Source organism: Kitasatospora sp. NPDC051164 (assembly GCF_044455625.1).
Taxonomy (GTDB): Bacteria; Actinomycetota; Actinomycetes; order Streptomycetales; family Streptomycetaceae; genus Kitasatospora.
Window position 1 is genome coordinate 56,463 of record NZ_JBITFB010000034.1, and the last position, 17,337, is coordinate 73,799.

19 protein-coding genes are annotated in these 17,337 nt (G+C 72.3%); 8 read left to right on the forward strand and 11 right to left on the reverse strand.

Features of this window, described 5'->3' with window-relative positions:
- Positions 1-71: 71 nt before the first annotated feature.
- A complete protein-coding gene (locus ACIBEC_RS37935; RefSeq protein ID WP_360504828.1) occupies positions 72-614 on the forward strand; it encodes a hypothetical protein in 543 nt (180 codons plus the stop codon).
- Positions 615-650: 36 nt separating this feature from the next.
- Here the strand turns inward: ACIBEC_RS37935 and ACIBEC_RS37940 are convergent, their stop codons facing one another.
- Entirely contained in the window at positions 651-1,970 is a 1,320-nt protein-coding gene (locus ACIBEC_RS37940; RefSeq protein WP_360504830.1) for a histidine-type phosphatase, read from the reverse strand.
- 386 nt (positions 1,971-2,356) lie between these two features.
- Between ACIBEC_RS37940 and ACIBEC_RS37945 the strand changes: the two genes are divergently transcribed.
- On the forward strand, positions 2,357-2,968 hold the full coding sequence (locus tag ACIBEC_RS37945) for an inorganic phosphate transporter (protein ID WP_360504832.1): 612 nt from the start codon (positions 2,357-2,359) through the stop codon (positions 2,966-2,968).
- Positions 2,969-3,121: 153 nt separating this feature from the next.
- Here ACIBEC_RS37945 and ACIBEC_RS37950 read toward each other — a convergent pair whose 3' ends face one another.
- Positions 3,122-3,349, reverse strand: a complete 228-nt coding sequence (locus tag ACIBEC_RS37950; RefSeq protein ID WP_360504834.1) for a hypothetical protein — start codon at positions 3,347-3,349, stop codon at positions 3,122-3,124.
- 541 nt (positions 3,350-3,890) lie between these two features.
- Between ACIBEC_RS37950 and ACIBEC_RS37955 the strand changes: the two genes are divergently transcribed.
- The 3 genes from ACIBEC_RS37955 (at position 3,891) to ACIBEC_RS37965 (ending at position 6,530) form a co-directional block, all read left to right on the forward strand.
- Positions 3,891-4,094 (forward strand): cold-shock protein, encoded by a 204-nt coding sequence (locus ACIBEC_RS37955; RefSeq protein ID WP_045694210.1) that lies wholly within the window; start codon positions 3,891-3,893, stop codon positions 4,092-4,094.
- 368 nt (positions 4,095-4,462) lie between these two features.
- Positions 4,463-6,016, forward strand: coding sequence for a DEAD/DEAH box helicase (locus tag ACIBEC_RS37960; protein ID WP_360504836.1), 1,554 nt, complete (start codon positions 4,463-4,465; stop codon positions 6,014-6,016).
- A gap of 310 nt (positions 6,017-6,326) precedes the next feature.
- Positions 6,327-6,530 carry a hypothetical protein gene (locus ACIBEC_RS37965; protein WP_360504838.1) on the forward strand — a complete coding sequence of 68 codons (204 nt, stop codon included), beginning with the start codon at positions 6,327-6,329 and terminating at the stop codon, positions 6,528-6,530.
- Between the two features lie 13 nt (positions 6,531-6,543).
- On the opposite strand, the gene ACIBEC_RS37970 is transcribed toward ACIBEC_RS37965, so the two are convergent.
- From ACIBEC_RS37970 to ACIBEC_RS38005, 8 genes are all read right to left on the reverse strand, one after another.
- Entirely contained in the window at positions 6,544-7,770 is a 1,227-nt protein-coding gene (locus ACIBEC_RS37970; RefSeq protein WP_360504840.1) for a glycosyltransferase, read from the reverse strand.
- Positions 7,771-7,829: 59 nt separating this feature from the next.
- Positions 7,830-8,849 (reverse strand): alpha/beta hydrolase, encoded by a 1,020-nt coding sequence (locus ACIBEC_RS37975; protein ID WP_360504842.1) that lies wholly within the window; start codon positions 8,847-8,849, stop codon positions 7,830-7,832.
- Positions 8,846-9,088 (reverse strand): acyl carrier protein, encoded by a 243-nt coding sequence (locus ACIBEC_RS37980; protein ID WP_360504844.1) that lies wholly within the window; start codon positions 9,086-9,088, stop codon positions 8,846-8,848. Before ACIBEC_RS37980 ends, ACIBEC_RS37975 begins: the two co-directional genes overlap by 4 nt.
- 39 nt (positions 9,089-9,127) lie before the next feature.
- A complete protein-coding gene (locus ACIBEC_RS37985) occupies positions 9,128-10,120 on the reverse strand; it encodes a beta-ketoacyl-ACP synthase 3 (RefSeq protein ID WP_360504846.1) in 993 nt (330 codons plus the stop codon).
- A gap of 58 nt (positions 10,121-10,178) precedes the next feature.
- Positions 10,179-11,117: an alpha/beta fold hydrolase gene (locus ACIBEC_RS37990; RefSeq protein WP_360504848.1), complete on the reverse strand. Its 939-nt coding sequence runs from the start codon at positions 11,115-11,117 to the stop codon at positions 10,179-10,181.
- 113 nt (positions 11,118-11,230) lie between these two features.
- The gene (locus tag ACIBEC_RS37995; RefSeq protein WP_360504850.1) at positions 11,231-11,554 is read right to left on the reverse strand and encodes a phosphopantetheine-binding protein; all 324 of its coding nucleotides are present in this window, start codon (positions 11,552-11,554) and stop codon (positions 11,231-11,233) included.
- A 44-nt stretch (positions 11,555-11,598) separates the two neighbouring features.
- Positions 11,599-12,651, reverse strand: coding sequence for a beta-ketoacyl-ACP synthase III (locus tag ACIBEC_RS38000; protein WP_360504852.1), 1,053 nt, complete (start codon positions 12,649-12,651; stop codon positions 11,599-11,601).
- Positions 12,652-13,013: 362 nt separating this feature from the next.
- Complete coding sequence (locus ACIBEC_RS38005) at positions 13,014-13,787, reverse strand: hypothetical protein (RefSeq protein WP_360504854.1); 774 nt, start codon at positions 13,785-13,787, stop codon at positions 13,014-13,016.
- Between the two features lie 449 nt (positions 13,788-14,236).
- On the opposite strand from ACIBEC_RS38005, the gene ACIBEC_RS38010 reads away from it, so the two are divergent.
- The 3 genes from ACIBEC_RS38010 to ACIBEC_RS38020 all read left to right on the forward strand — a co-directional run bounded on the left by ACIBEC_RS38010 (position 14,237) and on the right by ACIBEC_RS38020 (position 16,979).
- Complete coding sequence (locus ACIBEC_RS38010) at positions 14,237-15,748, forward strand: MFS transporter (protein ID WP_360504856.1); 1,512 nt, start codon at positions 14,237-14,239, stop codon at positions 15,746-15,748.
- Positions 15,636-16,301: a TetR family transcriptional regulator gene (locus ACIBEC_RS38015; RefSeq protein ID WP_360504858.1), complete on the forward strand. Its 666-nt coding sequence runs from the start codon at positions 15,636-15,638 to the stop codon at positions 16,299-16,301. Before ACIBEC_RS38010 ends, ACIBEC_RS38015 begins: the two co-directional genes overlap by 113 nt.
- A gap of 159 nt (positions 16,302-16,460) precedes the next feature.
- On the forward strand, positions 16,461-16,979 hold the full coding sequence (locus ACIBEC_RS38020; protein ID WP_360504860.1) for a DinB family protein: 519 nt from the start codon (positions 16,461-16,463) through the stop codon (positions 16,977-16,979).
- Here the strand turns inward: ACIBEC_RS38020 and ACIBEC_RS38025 are convergent.
- Complete coding sequence (locus ACIBEC_RS38025) at positions 16,966-17,139, reverse strand: hypothetical protein (RefSeq protein ID WP_360504862.1); 174 nt, start codon at positions 17,137-17,139, stop codon at positions 16,966-16,968. The genes ACIBEC_RS38020 and ACIBEC_RS38025 overlap by 14 nt on opposite strands.
- Positions 17,140-17,337 lie beyond the last annotated feature (198 nt).

Here is a 17,337-nt window from a genome sequence, read left to right on the forward strand (position 1 = left end):
CCCGGGCAGCCCGAAGGACTACCCTGCGAACGCGCCACGCTACGTGCCGTAGCCGCACCAGAAGGAGTCCCATGCCCTCGCCCTGTGACCCCCGATACGCCTCCGTCGGCGACGTGAGCGCCGCGCTCATGGTGATCGACTCCCGGCTCAAGGCCGTCCACGACGGCAAGGCCGGGACGGATGCCGAACAGGAGCGGATGATCGACCGGTTCGCCGCGTCCTTCGGCCCCGATGGGCTCAACGAGCTCCTCGACGGCACGTGCACCCTCATCTACCTGTTCATGAACTGGCTGCGGGGGAGCCTCGAGAACCACGACGAGGACATCGTCGAGTACACGGTGCCCACCCTGGTGGCCACGATGCGCATGATGCCCAGGACCTTCCGCCCCGAGGTCATCCCCACCATGGCCGGGCTACTCCTCGCCGCGGGCACCGGCCTGAGCCCCAACCTGTGGCGCGCCCAGTACGGCCCGTGGACCGCTGCCGAGATGAACCCCCTCGAAGCCGTGACCGTCCTGCTCGCGGAGCACATCAACCGGATCTCCGGCAAGGACGACCACACCTTCGCCACCCAGCTGATCGCCGACGCCCTGTCCAAGCTGGACCAGGCCTGACGCGCAGCGCCTCGCGACCGGTGCGCCGCAGCGCGGTCAGCCGTGGCCGAGGCGGCGCTCGAGCTCATCGAGGTCGTAGAAGTGGCTGCCCCGGCTGACGGGCTTGCAGGAGGGTTTGAAGGCGGTCTCCTGCTCGTTGTAGAGCATCCGGACGAGGTGGGTGGCCCGCCCGCCGTCGGAGGGCGCGTTCGCGTACAGGTCCCACTGGATGTTCGCGGCCATCGGCGCGACCCGGGTGCCGCGCCACGGGTTGTCCCGGTAGGAGTACGGCTCCCCGGGCCCGGCGGGACAGGTGCTGCCGGGCAGGCCCAGGAGGACGGCGAGGGGCTCGATCTCCTCGGCGTGGGTGAAGCGCAGGACGGCGCCCTTTTCGCTGGAGCCGTCCGCCTTCGCCCCGGCCTGGGCGAGGAGGTCGTCGAGGAGGACGCCGGCCATCGTGTAGGTGATCGCGCGGCCGCGGAAGGCCGGGCCCTTCCGGTAGAACTCCTCGGCGTCGTCCAGATAGGCGAACCACCGGGCGTCGCGCGGGGCGAGGAACCGGGCGAGGTCGACGTCCGGCGCCTCGACGCTCAGGTCGGGCGCCGTGGCGTAGAGCTGGTACAGCGAGCGGGCGAAGGAGACCTGCGCGGCGGCCGGCAGAGCGGCTGTGAAGTCGGCGCGGAACAGGCACGCGACGACGTGGTGCGCTGCTTCGGCGGTGCGCGGGTCGGCGTCGATCCGCGCGAGGACCGCGGCCAGGTCCGGGTCGCCCGCCAAGTAGGCCTGGTAGTCGGCGTTCTGCGGCTGCCGGTGGAAGTACAGCAGGTCCTTGGCGGTGACCGGGGCCCCGATCAGGCCCGCCAGCGCCGGAGCACCGGAGGCCAGACCGCCGGCGAAGGCCTGGGCACTGGCCACGGCGCGTGCCACGCCCGACGTCTCGACGACGATGGGCTCGCGCTCGTCGGCGATCCTCTCGAACAGTGCCGGCAGGCGCTGCTCCATGCGCAGCGCGGTCCGGCGGTGCTCCTGCGCCCCGCGCGCGGAGAGGTTGCCGTAGCCGAGGGCCGTGGCGGCGTCGAGGAGTGAGCGCACCTGCGGGCCCAGTTCCGCGCCGAGACCGGAGAGGGCGCCCCGTTGCCCCGCCCTCCGCAGCAGGGCGAGCACCGCCTCGCCGTCCGTGCCGTCCGTCATGGCCCGGGAGCCGTGCCGGGCGACGTTCTCGGTGAACACCGGGCGGAAGCCCCTGGGCGGCTCCTGGTACCGGCCCGCCTTCTCCTGCGGCACGTACGGGGCCTTCGTGCCGTAGAGGTCGCGGCCGGCGTACGGAGCACCGGTCCGGTCGAAGCCGCCGGCTCCCTCGGAACGAGTGGTGCGCACAGCGCCATCCTCCACCCCGCCGGGCGCCCCGGCGCGCCCGGCTCCGTCGGACGGCATCCCGTGCCTGCGGGCGGGCGTCACGCCGTGGTTGGCGTTGCCGGCCTGTTCCCGGATCAGGTGGACGCGGTGCACGCCGCAGGCCCGCCTGGTGGACAAGGATGAGTGCGAGGCTGGACCGATCGGCTCGCCCTCGCGGTACATGCCGTACATCTCCTACAAGCTGCGCCGGATCCGCGGACGTGGCCCGGGCGAGGCTCGACTTCGGGCGGGGGCGCGCGCCCGGCTCGCGGGTGCGTTGGTCCGATCGGATGGTGCCCTGCGGTTCCCGGCCCGTCCGGGTGGTCGGGGGGCGGGTCGGCGGCGGTCGGCGGGCTAGGTTCGTTCCCGTGACCGGCAATGACGTGGTTCTGGCGCTGGTGGTGGCCACCGCGCGGGGTTTCGACTTCACCAACGGGTTCCACGACACCGGAAACGCCATGGCGACCTCGATCGTCACCGGTGCCCTCCCGCCGCGTGTCGCTGTCGGCGTCTCGGCGGCGCTGAACCTGGTGGGTGCGTTCCTGTCGACCGCGGTCGCCGCGACGATCGCCGGCGGCCTGGTGCAGAGCGACGACGTGACGCTGACCGTGGTCATGGCGGGCCTGACGGGCAGCATCCTGTGGAACCTGACGACCTGGTACGTCGGGATTCCCTCGAGTTCCTCGCACGCGCTGATCGGCGGCGTGGTCGGGGCGACCATGGCGGCGGCCGGCGCCTCCGCCGTCAAGCGGCAGGGCCTGGTCGCCAAGGTGATCGTGCCGGCCGCCCTGTCACCGGTGATCGCCGGCTCGGTCGCCGCGCTCGGCACCTATCTGGTCTACCGCCTCACCCGCGATGTCGCCGAAGGCCCGCGCACGCGGGGCTTCAGGACCGGTCAGATCGGTTCGCCTGCATGGTCTCGCTCGCCCACGGCACCAACGACGCGCAGAAGACCATGGGCGTCATCACCCTGGCCCTGATCGCCAACGAAACGCTGGGCGCCGGGGCGGGGTCCCCGACGTGGGTGATCGCCTCATGGCACACCGGCCCGGGGCGGCGCCGGGCTGAACCGGGACGGCCCCTGGCGACTCTTGGTGGACCCCCGCGGCCTCCGGCCCCGGGGGTGCCCGGGCTCAGAGCTTGAACATCTCGCTGTACGGCGGGGTGATGCGCTCCTGCCGTGATCCGAAGTCGACGAGTACCGCGATGTCGCTGTCGTCTTCGACGGCGATGACCCGGCCGAGGCCGTGCCGGTCGTGGGTGACCCGGTCGCCGACGGCGAAGTGCTTGCGCGGTGCCTCCACCTTGGGCTTGAAGGGGCTGGTGGGCAGGGGGCGGCGGACTGCTGCAGATTTCGACATTGCCCCCAGTATGCGCCGGAAGGCGGGGCCTGGGCCCCTCCGGCGTATAACGACTCGGGTGGGGACCGGAAAAATCGGGGCGGAGCGGACCGGACGTTCGGGTCGGGGGTGGAACGCCGCGTACGCCGCCCGGTACGCCCCGTGGAGGCGCCGGTGGGGGTGGTGCGTCGCCTCCCGGGGGCTCGCGCGGGCGGGCGGGCGCTGCGGGCCTGCGGGAATTACCCGGGAGCCGTCGACCCCGACGGGGTGCGTCTTGACGCTCAACTGGCTTGCCCTTCAGGCTTGTTGGCGATCCCGCCGACGCGGGGCCGGCACCCCGGGGGCGGCCCCCGCGAAACCAGGGATGAAATAGTCCGCCACGGCGGGCCGCGGCCTGCTAGAGTCGAATCAGTTGCAGTAGTGGTTCCCATGAACTTTGTGTGCGCCTGCTGATATTGCAGGCGCATTTTTCTTTCCCGGCTTTTGCCGGGTGGGTGCTCATCGCGGCGACTCGAGGTTCGCACTGTGCGTGCTTCGGACAGCCTCTGAAGGAGAATTTTTAATGGCTAATGGCACCGTGAAGTGGTTCAACTCGGAAAAGGGCTTCGGCTTCATCGAGCAGGAGGGTGGCGGCCCGGACGTCTTCGCCCACTACTCGAACATCAACGCCAATGGCTTCCGTGAGCTGCTCGAGGGCCAGAAGGTCGAGTTCGACGTCACGCAGGGCCAGAAGGGCCCGCAGGCGGAGAACATTCGTCCGCTGTAATTTTTCTGCCATGGCACCCGCCTAGCAGCGAGGGGCCCGCACCGCGCAATGCCCGGTGCGGGCCCCTCGGCATGGCGCCACGGCGCATTCCCCGGCCGCTCAGGCCCTCTGGCTTCGCCACCGGCGGCCATCCCCACGCGAGACGCACAGCGCCGCGTCCGGATCGGCGCCCTGCCGTGACATCTCACGGTTCGAGGTCCCTTGCTCCCGCCCTCCGCGGTGAGCGCCGACCGTAGGTGACGTGCCGCACGGTTCTGCCGTCCACGCTCCGACCGTCACATTTCCGGCCCGTTCCCTTGCGGTCTCCGCCGGCGCCCCGCGCCGCAGAGCCTTCCTCGTGACGTGCCGCCCCGAGGAAGGTTTCCCGCATGAATCGCTCCAGTCGCTCCCCGTACCGGAACGCCGACTCCCGCTCCGGCGCCGGCTCCCGCTTCTCCTCGGGCTCCCGCTCCGGCGGCAGCTCGTTCTACGGCGACCGGCCTTCCGGCGGCCGACGCTCCTTCGGTCGCGGCACCCGTCAGGACTCTTCCCTGCAGGGCGAGTTCGAGATGCCGGTGAGCACCACCCCGGCACTGCCGGCCGTCGAGTCCTTCGAGGAACTGGACATGCCGAAGGCGCTGCTGTCGGTGCTGACCCGTCAGGGCGTCACCACGCCGTTCCCGATCCAGGCCGCGACGCTGCCGAACTCGCTGTCCGGCCGCGACGTCCTCGGACGGGGCCGGACCGGCTCCGGCAAGACCATCGCGTTCGGCCTCGCCGTACTGGCCCGCACCGCCGGGCAGAAGGCCGAGCCGCGCCGCCCGCTGGCCCTGGTGCTGGTCCCCACCCGCGAGCTCGCGCAGCAGGTCACCACCGCCCTCACCCCCTTCGCCCACGCGGTGCGCCTGCGGATGACGACCGTGGTCGGCGGGATGTCCATCGGACGCCAGGCACAGGCGCTGAACCGCGGGGCGGAGGTCGTGGTGGCCACCCCCGGCCGGCTCAAGGACCTGATCCAGCGCGGCGACTGCCAGCTGGACGGGGTCGGTATCACGGTGCTCGACGAGGCCGACCAGATGGCCGACATGGGCTTCCTGCCGCAGGTCACCGAGCTCCTCGAGCAGGTCGCCGAAGGCTGCCAGACGATGCTGTTCTCGGCCACCCTGGACCGCAACGTCGACCGCCTGGTGCGGCGCTTCCTCAAGGACCCGGTCACGCACTCGGTGGACCCGTCCGCGGGAGCGGTCAGCACCATGGAGCACCACGTGCTCCACGTGCAGAACTTCGACAAGAACGCCACCATCGCCCACATCGCGTCCCGTGACGGCCGGGTGATCATGTTCACCGACACCAAGGACGGCGCGGACCGCCTGGTGCACGACCTGCTCGCGAACGGGGTGAAGGCCGCGGCCCTGCACGGCGGCAAGTCCCAGCCCCAGCGCACCCGCACCCTGGAGCAGTTCCACAGCGGCCAGGTCACGGCCCTGATCGCGACCAACGTCGCCGCCCGGGGCATCCACGTCGACGGGCTCGACCTGGTCGTCAACCTGGACCCGCCGAGCGACCACAAGGACTACCTCCACCGGGGCGGCCGCACCGCCCGGGCCGGCGAGTCCGGCACCGTCGTCACCCTGGTGCTGCCCAACCAGCGCCGCGCGATGACCCGCATGATGACGACGGCCGCCATCACCCCCGTCACCACCAGGGTCAGCGCCGGCGACGAGGAGCTGGCCCGCATCACCGGCGCCCGCGTGCCCACCGGCATCCCCACCGTGATCGCCGACCCCGTCGTCGAGCGGCCGCGCCGCAGCGCGTCCGCGAGCCGCGGCCGCCGCGGCCGCCCCGCCCACACCAGCGGCGACACCCGGGCCGCCTCCGGCCGCGACAGCCAGGGCTCCGCCGGCCGCCGTCGGGCGCCCAGGCGCGTCTCCCCCACCGCGTAGCACCCGCCGGGCCCGGTTCGCAGGACGGACCGGGCCCGCGCAGCACGCGGGGGACCATGGGGCAGGGGGACCACGGGGGCGGGGAACCACGGGGGGATTGCGGGGAACCACGGGGCACCGCACGGCCGATGGCCGGCGGCCAGGAGAAGAGGCACCAGAGGTGTGGGGACCGCTCAGCGATGATGTGCGTCGGAGCCTGGACCTACTGTTGGCCGGGGACACCGAGGTGGCCCGGGCGTACCGGGCACAGCTACCCCACGTGCGGATGAGGCCCGGATGTACGTGCGGGTGTCCGACGGTGGATCTGCACGTGGACGAGGACGCCGTGGCGGCCGGGCCGGTGGCGGAGCAGAGTCCGGTCATTGCTGACGGAAGTATCCGGACCGTCGACGGTGGCTACCTCGGGGAGGCAATGGTCTTCGCGTTCGGTGGGTACCTTTCGACCCTCGAGGTCTGCGTCTGGGATGACCTTGGTGTCCTGGAGCTGCCGCTCTGGCGGCGGTTGAGCGTTTAGCGGCGGTGGCGTGTCATGACCATCGCCTGAGCGTCCGGAGGTGTGTCACCACGTTGTGGATGCCGTCGTGACGTCGGATCCCGGTCGCGACCCGGTCGGTGGCATGGCGGTACCCGGGGTGGTGGAGGGATCGCTGCAGGAGGCCGGTGAGGCGGTCGGTAGTGAGGTGGCGCAGGGGGAGGGCGGCGGGTGCCGCGCCGAGGGCGGTCAGGCGCGCGGCCCAGTAGGGCTGGTCCAGCCCGACGGGGACGGGCAGGGTGAGGGTGCCCGCGTTGAGCGAGGCGTGGGTGGTTCCGGGGCCGGCGTGGTGGACGGCGGCGCGCACCCGGGGGAAGAGCCAGTCGTGCGGGCATTCGCCGATGGTGAGGACGTCGTCCGTGTCTCCGTGGAGCCCTGCCCAGCCGGACTGGATGACGGCACGGGTCCGCAGCCGCTTGGTGGCGCTGACGATGGTGCGGCTGAGGTGCTCGCTGTCGATCCGGCTCATGCTGCCGAAGCCGAAGTAGACGGGGGCCGACCCGCTGTCGAGGAAGTCCTGGAGCCGGGCGTCGGGCTGCCAGCCGGGCGGGCGTGCCGCCGGCCAGTATCCGGTGGTGGCGTGTCCCGGGGGCAGGCGGAAGCCCCGCGGCAGGAGGGCGTCGCTGATCCCGTAGAGGACCGGCCGGTGGCGCAGGGTTCGCAGGACGCTCTTCGCCTGCCGTGACGGGGTCCCGAGGCTGTCGGCCAGGTGGGTGAGGGCGGGCGCGTACATGGGGTGGAGCAGCGTCTTCACGGCGGTGTCGGCGACGGCGTGCTGCCTCCAGGGCAGGGCGGTCATCAGTCGCGGAAGGATCATGGCGTGCGAGACGGTGTAGACGCCGAGGCACGGCAGCCGCAGTGCGTCGGCGATGACCGCGCACAGGGGGTGCATCAGCGGGTGCGCCAGGAGGACGTCGGTCCCGTTGCCGGCGGCTTCCAGCAGTGTGCGTGCCGCCGTGGTGGCGATGTCCTGGCCGTTGCGCAGCCGTTCGCGCCACGGCTTGCGCTGGGCCATCAGCGCTTCTTGACGGTCCAGCGGCATGGTATGGACGGGCAGGCCGTGGTCGGCGAAGCGGGGCGCGTGGCGGCGGGAGGTGGCGACGGTGACGTGGTGGCCGGCGTCCCTGAGCCCGAGGGCCAGGCCGGTGTAGGGGGCGATGTCGCCGGTCGTGCCCCAGGTGGCGAGGAGGACGCGCGGCGCGCTGTCCGGTGCGGGGTTCAAGGTGGCTTGGTGCTTCCGGGAGGCGGGGCTGGCGGGACGGGGCGGGGCGGGGCGGGTGGTCACAGGCGCAGGGCGGTGGTGCCCGGGGTGGTGAGCGGCTGCTGGTGGAGGAACCGGCCGATGAGGTCGGCGAAGTCACGGTCGCGTTCCATGTGGAGGAGGTGGTCGGCGTCCTCCATGACGGCGAAGGTCACGTCCGTGATGGTGCCGGCGACGGCGCGGTTGTCCGCGACGGTGGTGATGGTGTCGTGTTCGCCGACGCCGACCAGCGCGGGTGTGCGCCGGATTCCGCCGGGCGGGAGCAGGCCGTCGAGGAGGAGGTGGCCGCGGTCGCGGACGTAGCGGACGAGGGGGTCCTGCGCGGACGAGGTCAGCTGGTTGAGCAGGACCCGGGCGGCCGCGCGGATCATGAGGACGCGGCGACCGGCCCGGGGGTTCGTCAGAAGGCCGACCAGTTGTTCGGCTGCTTCCCGGTGGGAGGCGGGGGCCGCGAGGGTCCGGGGGCGGGCCGTCCGGCCGGCGCACGGGCCTTGCAGCGCCGCTTGGTCGACGTGTCGGTCGACGTGTCGGTCGCGGTGGCCTTGGCGGGAGTCGGCTTCCCGGCGCAGGCCTTCATGGATCAGGGCGGTGAGGCGGGCTCCGGGGCGCGGGGCGGCCCCGAAGATCATCAGGTGGGTGACGCGGGCCGGGTGGTCCTGGGCGAGCCGGTAGGCGATGGGGTAGCCGGAGGAGACGCCGAGGGTGGCGAAGCGCTCGATCCCGAGGTGGTCCGGGGCTCGGAGGGCGGCGTCGGTCAGGTCGTCCCAGCTGAGGTCGGGGTGTCGCCGTCCGTCCGGGCCGACGGCCCCACCGCCGGGCGGACCGGCGGACGGCAGGTCGGGGATCAGTAGGGGGTGGCGGTCGGCGAGGTGGCGTTCCAGGCGGGCCCATGAGTGACGGTCCTGAAGGCCGCCGCCGAGAACCAGCACCGGGACCGCGTGGTCGGCGGTGCAGGGGGTGACGAGCCGGCAGGGGTAGGTCGTGCCGCGCCACGCGATGGCATGGTCCTGAACGGTGACGGTGCGGGGCGGGGCTGTCATGCGGTGGCCCTCTGGTGGCGTTCGACGAAGTCGGCCAGCTCGGTGATGGTGGAGGTGGCGGACAGGTCGGATTCGGTGATGACCAGACCGTGGTCCTCCTCCAGGACCATGGCGAGGATGGCGACGGCCATGGAGTCGACGCCCGCGTCGGCGAGGGTCGCCTCGGGGGTGACGGGCCCCGGAGGCAGGGCGGCCTTGTGGGTGAGGACGTGGATGACGGTGGTGAGCATGTCCTGCATGGGACCGGGCCCTTCCGGGTGGAGTGTCATGGTGGCCTGTCATGGGTGAAGAGTGAGGTTCTGGGGCCAGGTGGCGGTGGTGGCGGCCCAGGTCAGGCCGCTACCGAAGGACACCAGGACGGTGCGCTGGTCCGGTTTCAGCGTGCCCTGCTCGGCCGCGTGGGCCAGCAGCAGGGGCACCGACGCGGCGGCGGTGTTGCCGACCGTTTCGATGTTGGTCGGCATCCGCTCGGCGGGGAGGCCGAGGTCGGCGGCGACCGCGTGGGTGATGGTGGCGTTCGCCTGGTGGGCGACGAGGACGTCGATGTCGTCCAGGGTCCATCCGGCGGCCGCGGTCGCCGCGCGGACCGCGTCGCTCATGCGGCGCACGGCCTGTTTCAGCACATGGCTTCCGCTCATGCGCAGGTAGAGCTCGCCGCCGGCGTCGAGGGGGAGGCGTTGCCGGGCACCGCCCGCGGGGATGGCGATGATGTCCGCCAAGGTGCCGTCGCTGCCCCACACCGTCGGGCCGAAGGTCGGTGACTCCCCCGGTCGAGCGGCGCGCAGGACGGCGGCTCCCGCACCGTCGCCGAACAGGGGTGCGGTGTTGAGGTCGTCGGGGTCGACCATGGCCGAGGCGCTCTCCGCGCCGATGACAAGCACGCTGCGCGCGGTCGCCGAGCTGATAAGGCCCCGGGCGAGTTCGCACGCGTACAGGAATCCGGAGCAGCCGGCGTTGAGGTCGAATGCCGCGATGCCGGTCATGCCGAGCAGGCTCGCCACCTCGGGGGCGCCGGCGGGGCAGAGCCGGTCGGGTGTGGTGGTCGCGAGGATCAGCGCGTCGACCTCGGACGTGCCGGCCGAGTCGAGGGCACGGCGGCCCGCCTGCGCCGCGAGGTGGACGGTGGCGGTGCCCGGAGTGACCCGGCGGCGCTGGGCGATGCCGATGCGCCGGTGCACGAAGGCGGCCGTCTGCGGTGCCATGACCTGGCTGTTGTCCACTACCGTCGGCGGGAGCCAGCTGCCGAGTCCACACAGCACGGTGTGCGTCAAGTCCCCTCCTGGAGAGCCTTCTTGGGCGGCCGGGGCCGCTGTCGTCACAAGCCGCCGGTCAGCCGGCCGTCGCCGCCGCGCGCTCCTGCGGGGCGGGCAGCGGGGCCACGCGCTCCTGCGGGGCGGGCAGCAGGGACGCGTCTTCGAGCAGGTAGGGCAGCGCCGTGGTGGGACGGCCGGTGAAGTGGCGCATCACCAGATCCGACGCTTCCCACCGCCGTTCCATGAAGACCCAGTGGTCGGCCTCGGGGATGACGGCGAACCGGCAGTCGCCGATGGTGGCCGCGAAGTCGCGCTGCTCGGCGGCGGAGCTGATGGTGTCGTGCTCCCCGCAGAAGACGAGGGTGGAGACGCCGTCCAGCCTGCCCGTCGGGTCGAGGTTCTCCAGCACCGACCGCTCCATCGTGGCGAATCCGTGGGCCGTGCTGTTCACGGCCCGCAACGTCATCCGCCGCACCAGCCGGTGGACGATGTCCCGCTGACGGATGGGCGCCCGCCCCTGCGGGCACAGGAACATCTCCATGAGGACGTCCACCAGGCCCTCGGCGTCGTCGGCGGCCATCCGCTCCGCGCCGCGCCGCCACAGGGCGGTCAGTTCGTCGCTGATGCGCACGGGCACCCCTCCGAGTGCGAGCCTGACGACCCGGTCCGGGCGACGCTGTGCGCAGCGGTGGGCGACCGCGGCGCCGAAGGAGTAGCCGAGGAGGTTGACGCGGGCCACTCCGAGGTCGTCGAGCAGGGCCTCCACGACCTCGCACATCGTCTCCATCCCCTGCTCCGGGCGCAGCGGGGTCGAGTCGCCGGCGCCGGGGAGGTCCACGGAGACCAGGTCGGCGAAGGGAAGGACGTGCTGCCGCAGGACGGACCAGCCGTTCATGCCCTGCAGCACGCCCCCGATCGCGAGGACCGGAGCGATCGACGGGTCGGCGGCCCGCAGCAACTGGTACGAGAACGACAGCCCTTCGTGGGTGAGCCTGCGGATGGTCACTTCGCTCATGGTTTCTCCAACCGGTGACGGACGCGAACCGGTGCAGGACACGGACCAGCAATGGACGCGAACCGGTGATGGCCGCGAACCGGTGATGGCCGCGACGGCCCTGCCCGAGCCGGTCAGCCGCGCGCGGCCATCCGCTCCGTGGCGGCTCCCGGGCCGGGGACCGCGGCCGTCCGCTCGGTCGCGGCTCCCGAGTCGGCGATCGCGGCTTCGACCAGGTCGGCGGTCTCCTGCAGCGTCAGGCTGCCGGTGGCGTGAGCGTCGTCCAGGTGGACGCCGTAGTGGTCGGAGAGGGTGACGAACAGTTCCACCTGGGCGATGGAGTCCAGGGCGAGGCAGGAGAAGCTGGCCTCGGGGGTCAGTTCCTGCTGCGGCACACCGAAGGCCTGCGCCAGGTAGGAGGTGATGAAGTCCAGCGGTCGCTGATCGAGCATGTCCATGGTTCTCTTCTCCTTCTGTGCCAGATTCTGTGTCGGATTCCGTGTCAGAACACCGGTTGGATGTCAGGCCAGGTCATCGCCACCGCGCCCCACACCGCGCCGCCTCCGAAGGCGGTCAGCAGCGTGCGGGCCCCGGCCCCGACGGCCTTCTCGCGCACGACGCCGTCCATGACGAGCGGGATCGAGGCGGAGGAGGTGTTTCCCACCTCCCGGATGTTCCCCAGCCGGCCGGGCGGGCGGATCCCGACGAGGTCGGCCACCTTGTCGAGGATGCGCTGGTTCGCCTGGTGCCCGATGAACGCCTCGACGTCCTCCGCTTCCCAGCCGACCGCCCCCAGCAGGGACCGGGACACCTCCGTCATGCGCCGCGTCGCATGCGCGAACATCTGCGGGCCCTGCATCCGCAGACACCGCGCGTCGTGCCCCGCTGCCTGCACCGCTGCCTGCCCTGCATCCGGCCGGGCATCCGGTCCGGCATCCGGCCGGCGGGAGCCGCCGGCGGCGATCACCGCCAGATCCTTCTGCGTGCCGTCGCTGCCCAACTGCGTGGCCAGCACCGCACCGGCCTCGTCGGCGGTACCGCGACGCAGGACGACAGCCCCCGCCCCGTCGGCGAACACGACGGCCGTCCCCCGGTCCGACATGTCCGTGATCGTCGACAGAGTCTCCGCGCCGATCAGCAGCACGGTCTCCGCGGCGCCCGCCCTGATCCACGCGTCACCGGCCGCGACGGCGTAGACGAAACCCGAACAGGCCGCCGCGATGTCGAACGCCGGCACCGTACCGAGGCCCAGCTGCGCCGCGACCCACGGCGCCGTCGCCGGGGAATGGTGATCGGGGGTGGTCGTGGACACCACCACCAGGTCCACCCGCTCCACACCGGCGCTGCGCAGCGCCCGCTGACCGGCCCGCACCGCCAGATCTCCCGTGCTCTCCCCCGGCTCGGCCCAACGGCGGGTCTCGATCCCGGTCCTCGACCGGATCCACTCGTCGCTGGTCTCCAGAAGGGACAACGGCGCATCGGTGTTGCGGACGACCCGTGACGGCAAGTGCGATCCCGTCCCGATGACCACTGCGGCCGGGCAAGCTGACAACACGTCCCCCTGGATGAACGTCGCTACGGGTGGGAAACCTCAAGGCCTCAAGGAGTGTCCCGCCGACCGGGCCGGAGACACTCCCTATCAATCGGATTCGCCTCGGCGCTCACACAACCGGGGGCGCCGGATACTCCGTACGGCCGAACCCGGGTTGCGACCAGGCCCGCCTCGGCGGCAACAGCTCGTCGGCCGAGGAAACCAGGCAGGAGCTGGGTAGCCAGGCAGGCGCTGCGCAGCCAGACGGAACGCCCGGCGTGGTGCAGCATGCCGCTACGCCGGGCGCGGCGCCGGTGACCCGGTCCGGCTGGTTTCATCGCCGACGAGACGGGGCTGGTGGCGGCTGCTCGGTGAGGTCGCTGCGACTACCTCCGCTGCATGGACAGGTAGCAGGGGTCCTGTTCCTCGGGCTCGCACAGCATGCTCGGGGACGAGGCCCCGTACACGTCCATCGTCTCGGAGCCGTTCAGGACGATGCTCTGCTCCTGGCCATGGCCCGCTGTCCCGGTGCGCGTCCAGTGCCCTGACAGGTAGACGGGCGGTCGTGTCTCCGAGATCCGGTAGGGGGCTTCGCCGATGAAATTGGTGCGGTACCGGCCGTCCGGTAGCAGCTCCAACACCCTGCCACCGGCGCCGCTCCACGTCCCGACGAGGGCTTGGTCGGAGGGGTCGGGCGGCGCCCAGCGCTGACCGGCCTGGTAGCAGGCGAGGCCCCAGGTCGCCCCGGTGGCCAGGAGGGCGGACCCGGCGAGTACAGCGCCGCCGCGCTGCCACCGCGCCCGTCCGCGCGCCGTCACCGCGAAGCGGAAGGCGACGATCAGCGCCTGGAGCGGCCACAGGAACGCGAGCAGCATGCCCAGATCGCACCAGACCAGCCAGACGAGGGAGTTGGCCTTCCCGCGACCCGGCCGGACGGTCGGCCCGACGAGGCCGGCGACCGCCATGCCAACCGCCCAGGCCAGCGCGACATCGACGTACAGGTCGAACCCGGCGGCGTCCGCCGGCTGCGGGCCGCTCCAGTCGAACAGTGCCCGGACGGCGCACCACAGAAGAACCCCGACGATCCCGAGGCAGGCGAACGCCCGGCAGGCGAACAGCAACATGCCGAGCGCTGTTCGCACCCAGATCGATCTCTTCACGCAATCCCCCTGGTCAGCGCGTTCCACCAGAAGGTAGCCCGGATCCACCCGGCCTGACCGAACGGGTCGTCCCTGATACAGAACTGCGACAGCAGGCCGCTGTGTTCGGCCTCCGTGTTCGGCCTCTGTGTTCGGCCTCCGAAACCGGGACACGGTCTGCGATCGCCGGGTCGGAACGGCCATCGCTTCCGGGGATTCGACCTCGGCGTCTGTGGTGGGACCGGCGGGCTCGGGCCTGGCGGCGGTGTCGTCGTCGGAAGCGCGACGGGCGCAGCAGTCGACGGCCGGCTCGGTGCCTGCGGGCCGCTGTGGCAGGTGGCGACGGCCGACCTCTCTTGCGAGGTGAATGGCGTTCACCTAGGGTGGTGAACGCCATTCACCTTCCCGGGAGTCCTGCCGTGCCCACTGATTCGCATCCGTCGACGTCTCCGACCGCCGACCGTGGCGTCATGGCCGTTCTGGCGGCCGGCGGCATCGTCACCACGCTGGTGCAGACCGCGGTCGTGCCGCTGCTGCCGCAGCTGCCCCGGCTGACCGGCGCGGCGCCGGTCGATGTCGGGTGGGTGGTCACGCTCACGCTGCTGACCGGCGCGGTCGCCACCCCCCTGCTGGGGCGTGCCGGGGACATGTACGGCAAGCGACGGATGCTGCTGCTCGCGCTCGGGGCGCTCGCCACCGGGTCGCTGGTGTGCGCGTTCGCCTCCACCCTCCCGTGGCTGTTGGTGGGGCGGGCGCTGCAGGGTGTGGGCGCGGCGGTGGTGCCACTGTCGATCAGTTTCCTGCGGGGTGTGCTGCCGCCGCAGCGGACGGGTTCCTCGGTGGCGCTGATGAGTTCGACGGTGGGCATCGGCGCGGCTCTCGGCCTGCCGCTGGCCGCGCTGCTGGTGCAGTACGCGGACTGGCACGCGATGTTCTGGGCCATGACCCTGCTCTCGACGGGAGTGCTCGCCCTGGCGTGGCGGCTGCTGCGGGAGGAGCCCGTCCGGTCACCGGGGCGCTTCGACCTGCTCGGGGCGTGCGGGCTGAGCACGGGGCTGGTGTTTCTGCTGCTGGCGTTGTCGAAGGCGGGTGAGTGGGGCTGGGGCAGTCGGCGGATGCTCGGTCTGTCGGGGGCGGCGCTGCTGATCCTGACGGGCTGGACCGTCCAGCAGCGCCGCGCGTCGCGGCCACTGGTGGACGTGCGGCTCGCGATGCGTCCGGCGGTTCTGCTGCCGCACCTGGCCGCGTTGCTGGCCGGGTTCTCCTTCTACGCCAACTCCCTCGTCACCGCGCAACTGGTCCAGGCGCCCCGGGCCACCGGATACGGCCTGGGGCTCTCGGTGATGGCGGCGGGTGCATGTCTGCTGCCCAGCGGTGTGATCATGGTGCTGTGTGCTTCGCTGTCCGCCCGCCTGTCCGCCGCCCGCGGGGCCAAGGCCACCCTCGCCCTGGGCACGGTGGTCATCGCGGCCGGCTATGGTCTGCGCTTCGCCGACAGCCGGGAGCTGTGGGCGGTCATCACGGGCGCGGCCGTGGTCTCGGTCGGCACGGCGCTCGCCTACTCCGCCCTGCCCATGCTGATCATGCGGGCGGTGCCGCTGGAGCAGACCGCCGCGGCGAACGGCCTCAACGTCCTCATGCGCACCATCGGGCAGGCCCTGTGCAGTGCGGTGGTCGCCACCGTGCTGGCCCAGCACACCCGCCTGTTCGCCGACACGGCGGGCGTGGCCGTGGCGGCGCCGACCCTGTCCGGGTACCGCCTGGCGTTCGCCGCGGCAGGCGCGGTTGCGCTGCTGGCCTGCGCGGCCGCCTGCCTCATCCCGCGCCGTCCGCGCCCCGCGCCGTCCCCCCTCCAGGAGACTGAACAAGATGCCCGACCCGAGCTCCGCCTCCCCGCGCAGCGCCCGTCCGCGAACGACCTCCAAGAACCCGCCGACACCGCCGCCGACGCCCGCCCCGGACCGGCCGGCACGACCGCGTGACGCCGACGCCCGCCGCGCGGACATCCTCGCCGCGGCCCGGCGCGCCTTCGCACGCCACGCCTACGCCGACACCACCATCGCCGCCATCGCCGACGACGCGGGCGTCAGCCCGGCGCTCGTGATGAAGTACTACGGCACCAAGGAACACCTGTTCACCCAGGTCTTCACCTTCGACGCCGACGCCACCGCCCTCTTCGACGCCCCCCTGGACCGCCTCGCCCGGCACATGGTCCTGCACCTGCTCGCCACCCAGCGCGGCCAGACACGCGACCCGATCCTGCGCATCGCCTTCTCCCGCCACCACCTGGAGCTCGGCGGCCAGGCACGAGCCAACTTCCGCACGCAGGTCATCGACGCCCTCGCCGCCCGCCTCCCCGGCCCGGACGCCCCGCTGCGAGCGGAGATGGCCGTCGGCGTGCTGCTCGGCCTCGGCGCCCTCTACGCGACCGTCCAAGCCGACCGGCTCACCCGACTGGACCCCGACGACGTCGCCGACCTGTACGTCCCCCTCCTGCAACCCCTGCTCTGCGGCGAGGCCCCGACGGGCCGCTGACCACCACGGGATCGGCCGGCCCCCGCCGGGGGCGTGTCAGTGTGACCTTGCGTAAGTGCCGTGGGGTCATCGGCTGCTGACCGGTCCTCGAAGAACAGCGAGAACCGGTCAGCGGAACGCCCTGCGGGTGCCGGTCCGTGCCGTGGCAGACTCGGCCGCATGACTTCCTCCCTGCCCGAGCCGGACCAGCAACTCTCCGACCCCAGCGAGCTGCTGCTGGACTATCTCGACTACTACCGGTCCGTGGTCGGCGCCAAGGTCGAGGGCATGTCCGACGCGGAACTGCGCGTCAGTCGGCTCCCTTCCGGGTGGACCCTGATCGAGTTGCTGAAGCACCTCGTGCACATGGAACAGCGCTGGCTGCGCTGGGGCTTCCGGGGCGAGCAGGTCGCGGCGCCCTGGGGCGACCGCGGGCCGGCGGACCGCTGGTACGTCGGGCCGGAGGAGACGGCCGCCGACCTGATGGCCGCGCTGCACTCGGGCGGCGAGTACACCCGGGCCGTCGTGTCGGGTACGCCGCTGTCCACCGTCGCCGCAGCCGGCGGCCGTTTCCCGGACGACGGCACCGCGCGGCCCACCCTGGGCTGGATCCTGTTCCATGTCCTGCAGGAGTACGCCCGTCACGCGGGCCACCTGGACATCGTCCGAGAACTCGTCGACGGCGTCACCGGCGAATAGCCACCGGCCTGCCGGGACCGGTCAAGATGTCGCCCGCGCCCTGGTAGGCGAATACCTCGATCGAGAACAACTCGCCGGGCTTGACGGCGAGTTGTCCCGAGCCCTGGGTGAATACGGTGCCGTGGTCGAGTCTGCCGGTGGTCGTCCGGTGGATGGCCACCGCGCCCAGGGTGGCAGGCAGCCAGGCCCACGGCCACCGTCAGCGGGACTCGGCGCCACCGCGTCCTCACGGGGTCGCCCATGAGAATCTCCCCCGATATCCCGTCATGCAGCCCGAAGATCGCCGGACAGCATAGCGGCCGTTCCGCCCCCTCCGGCCGACCAGAACCCCACTGCCCGCGCCGGGGGTGAGACCGGG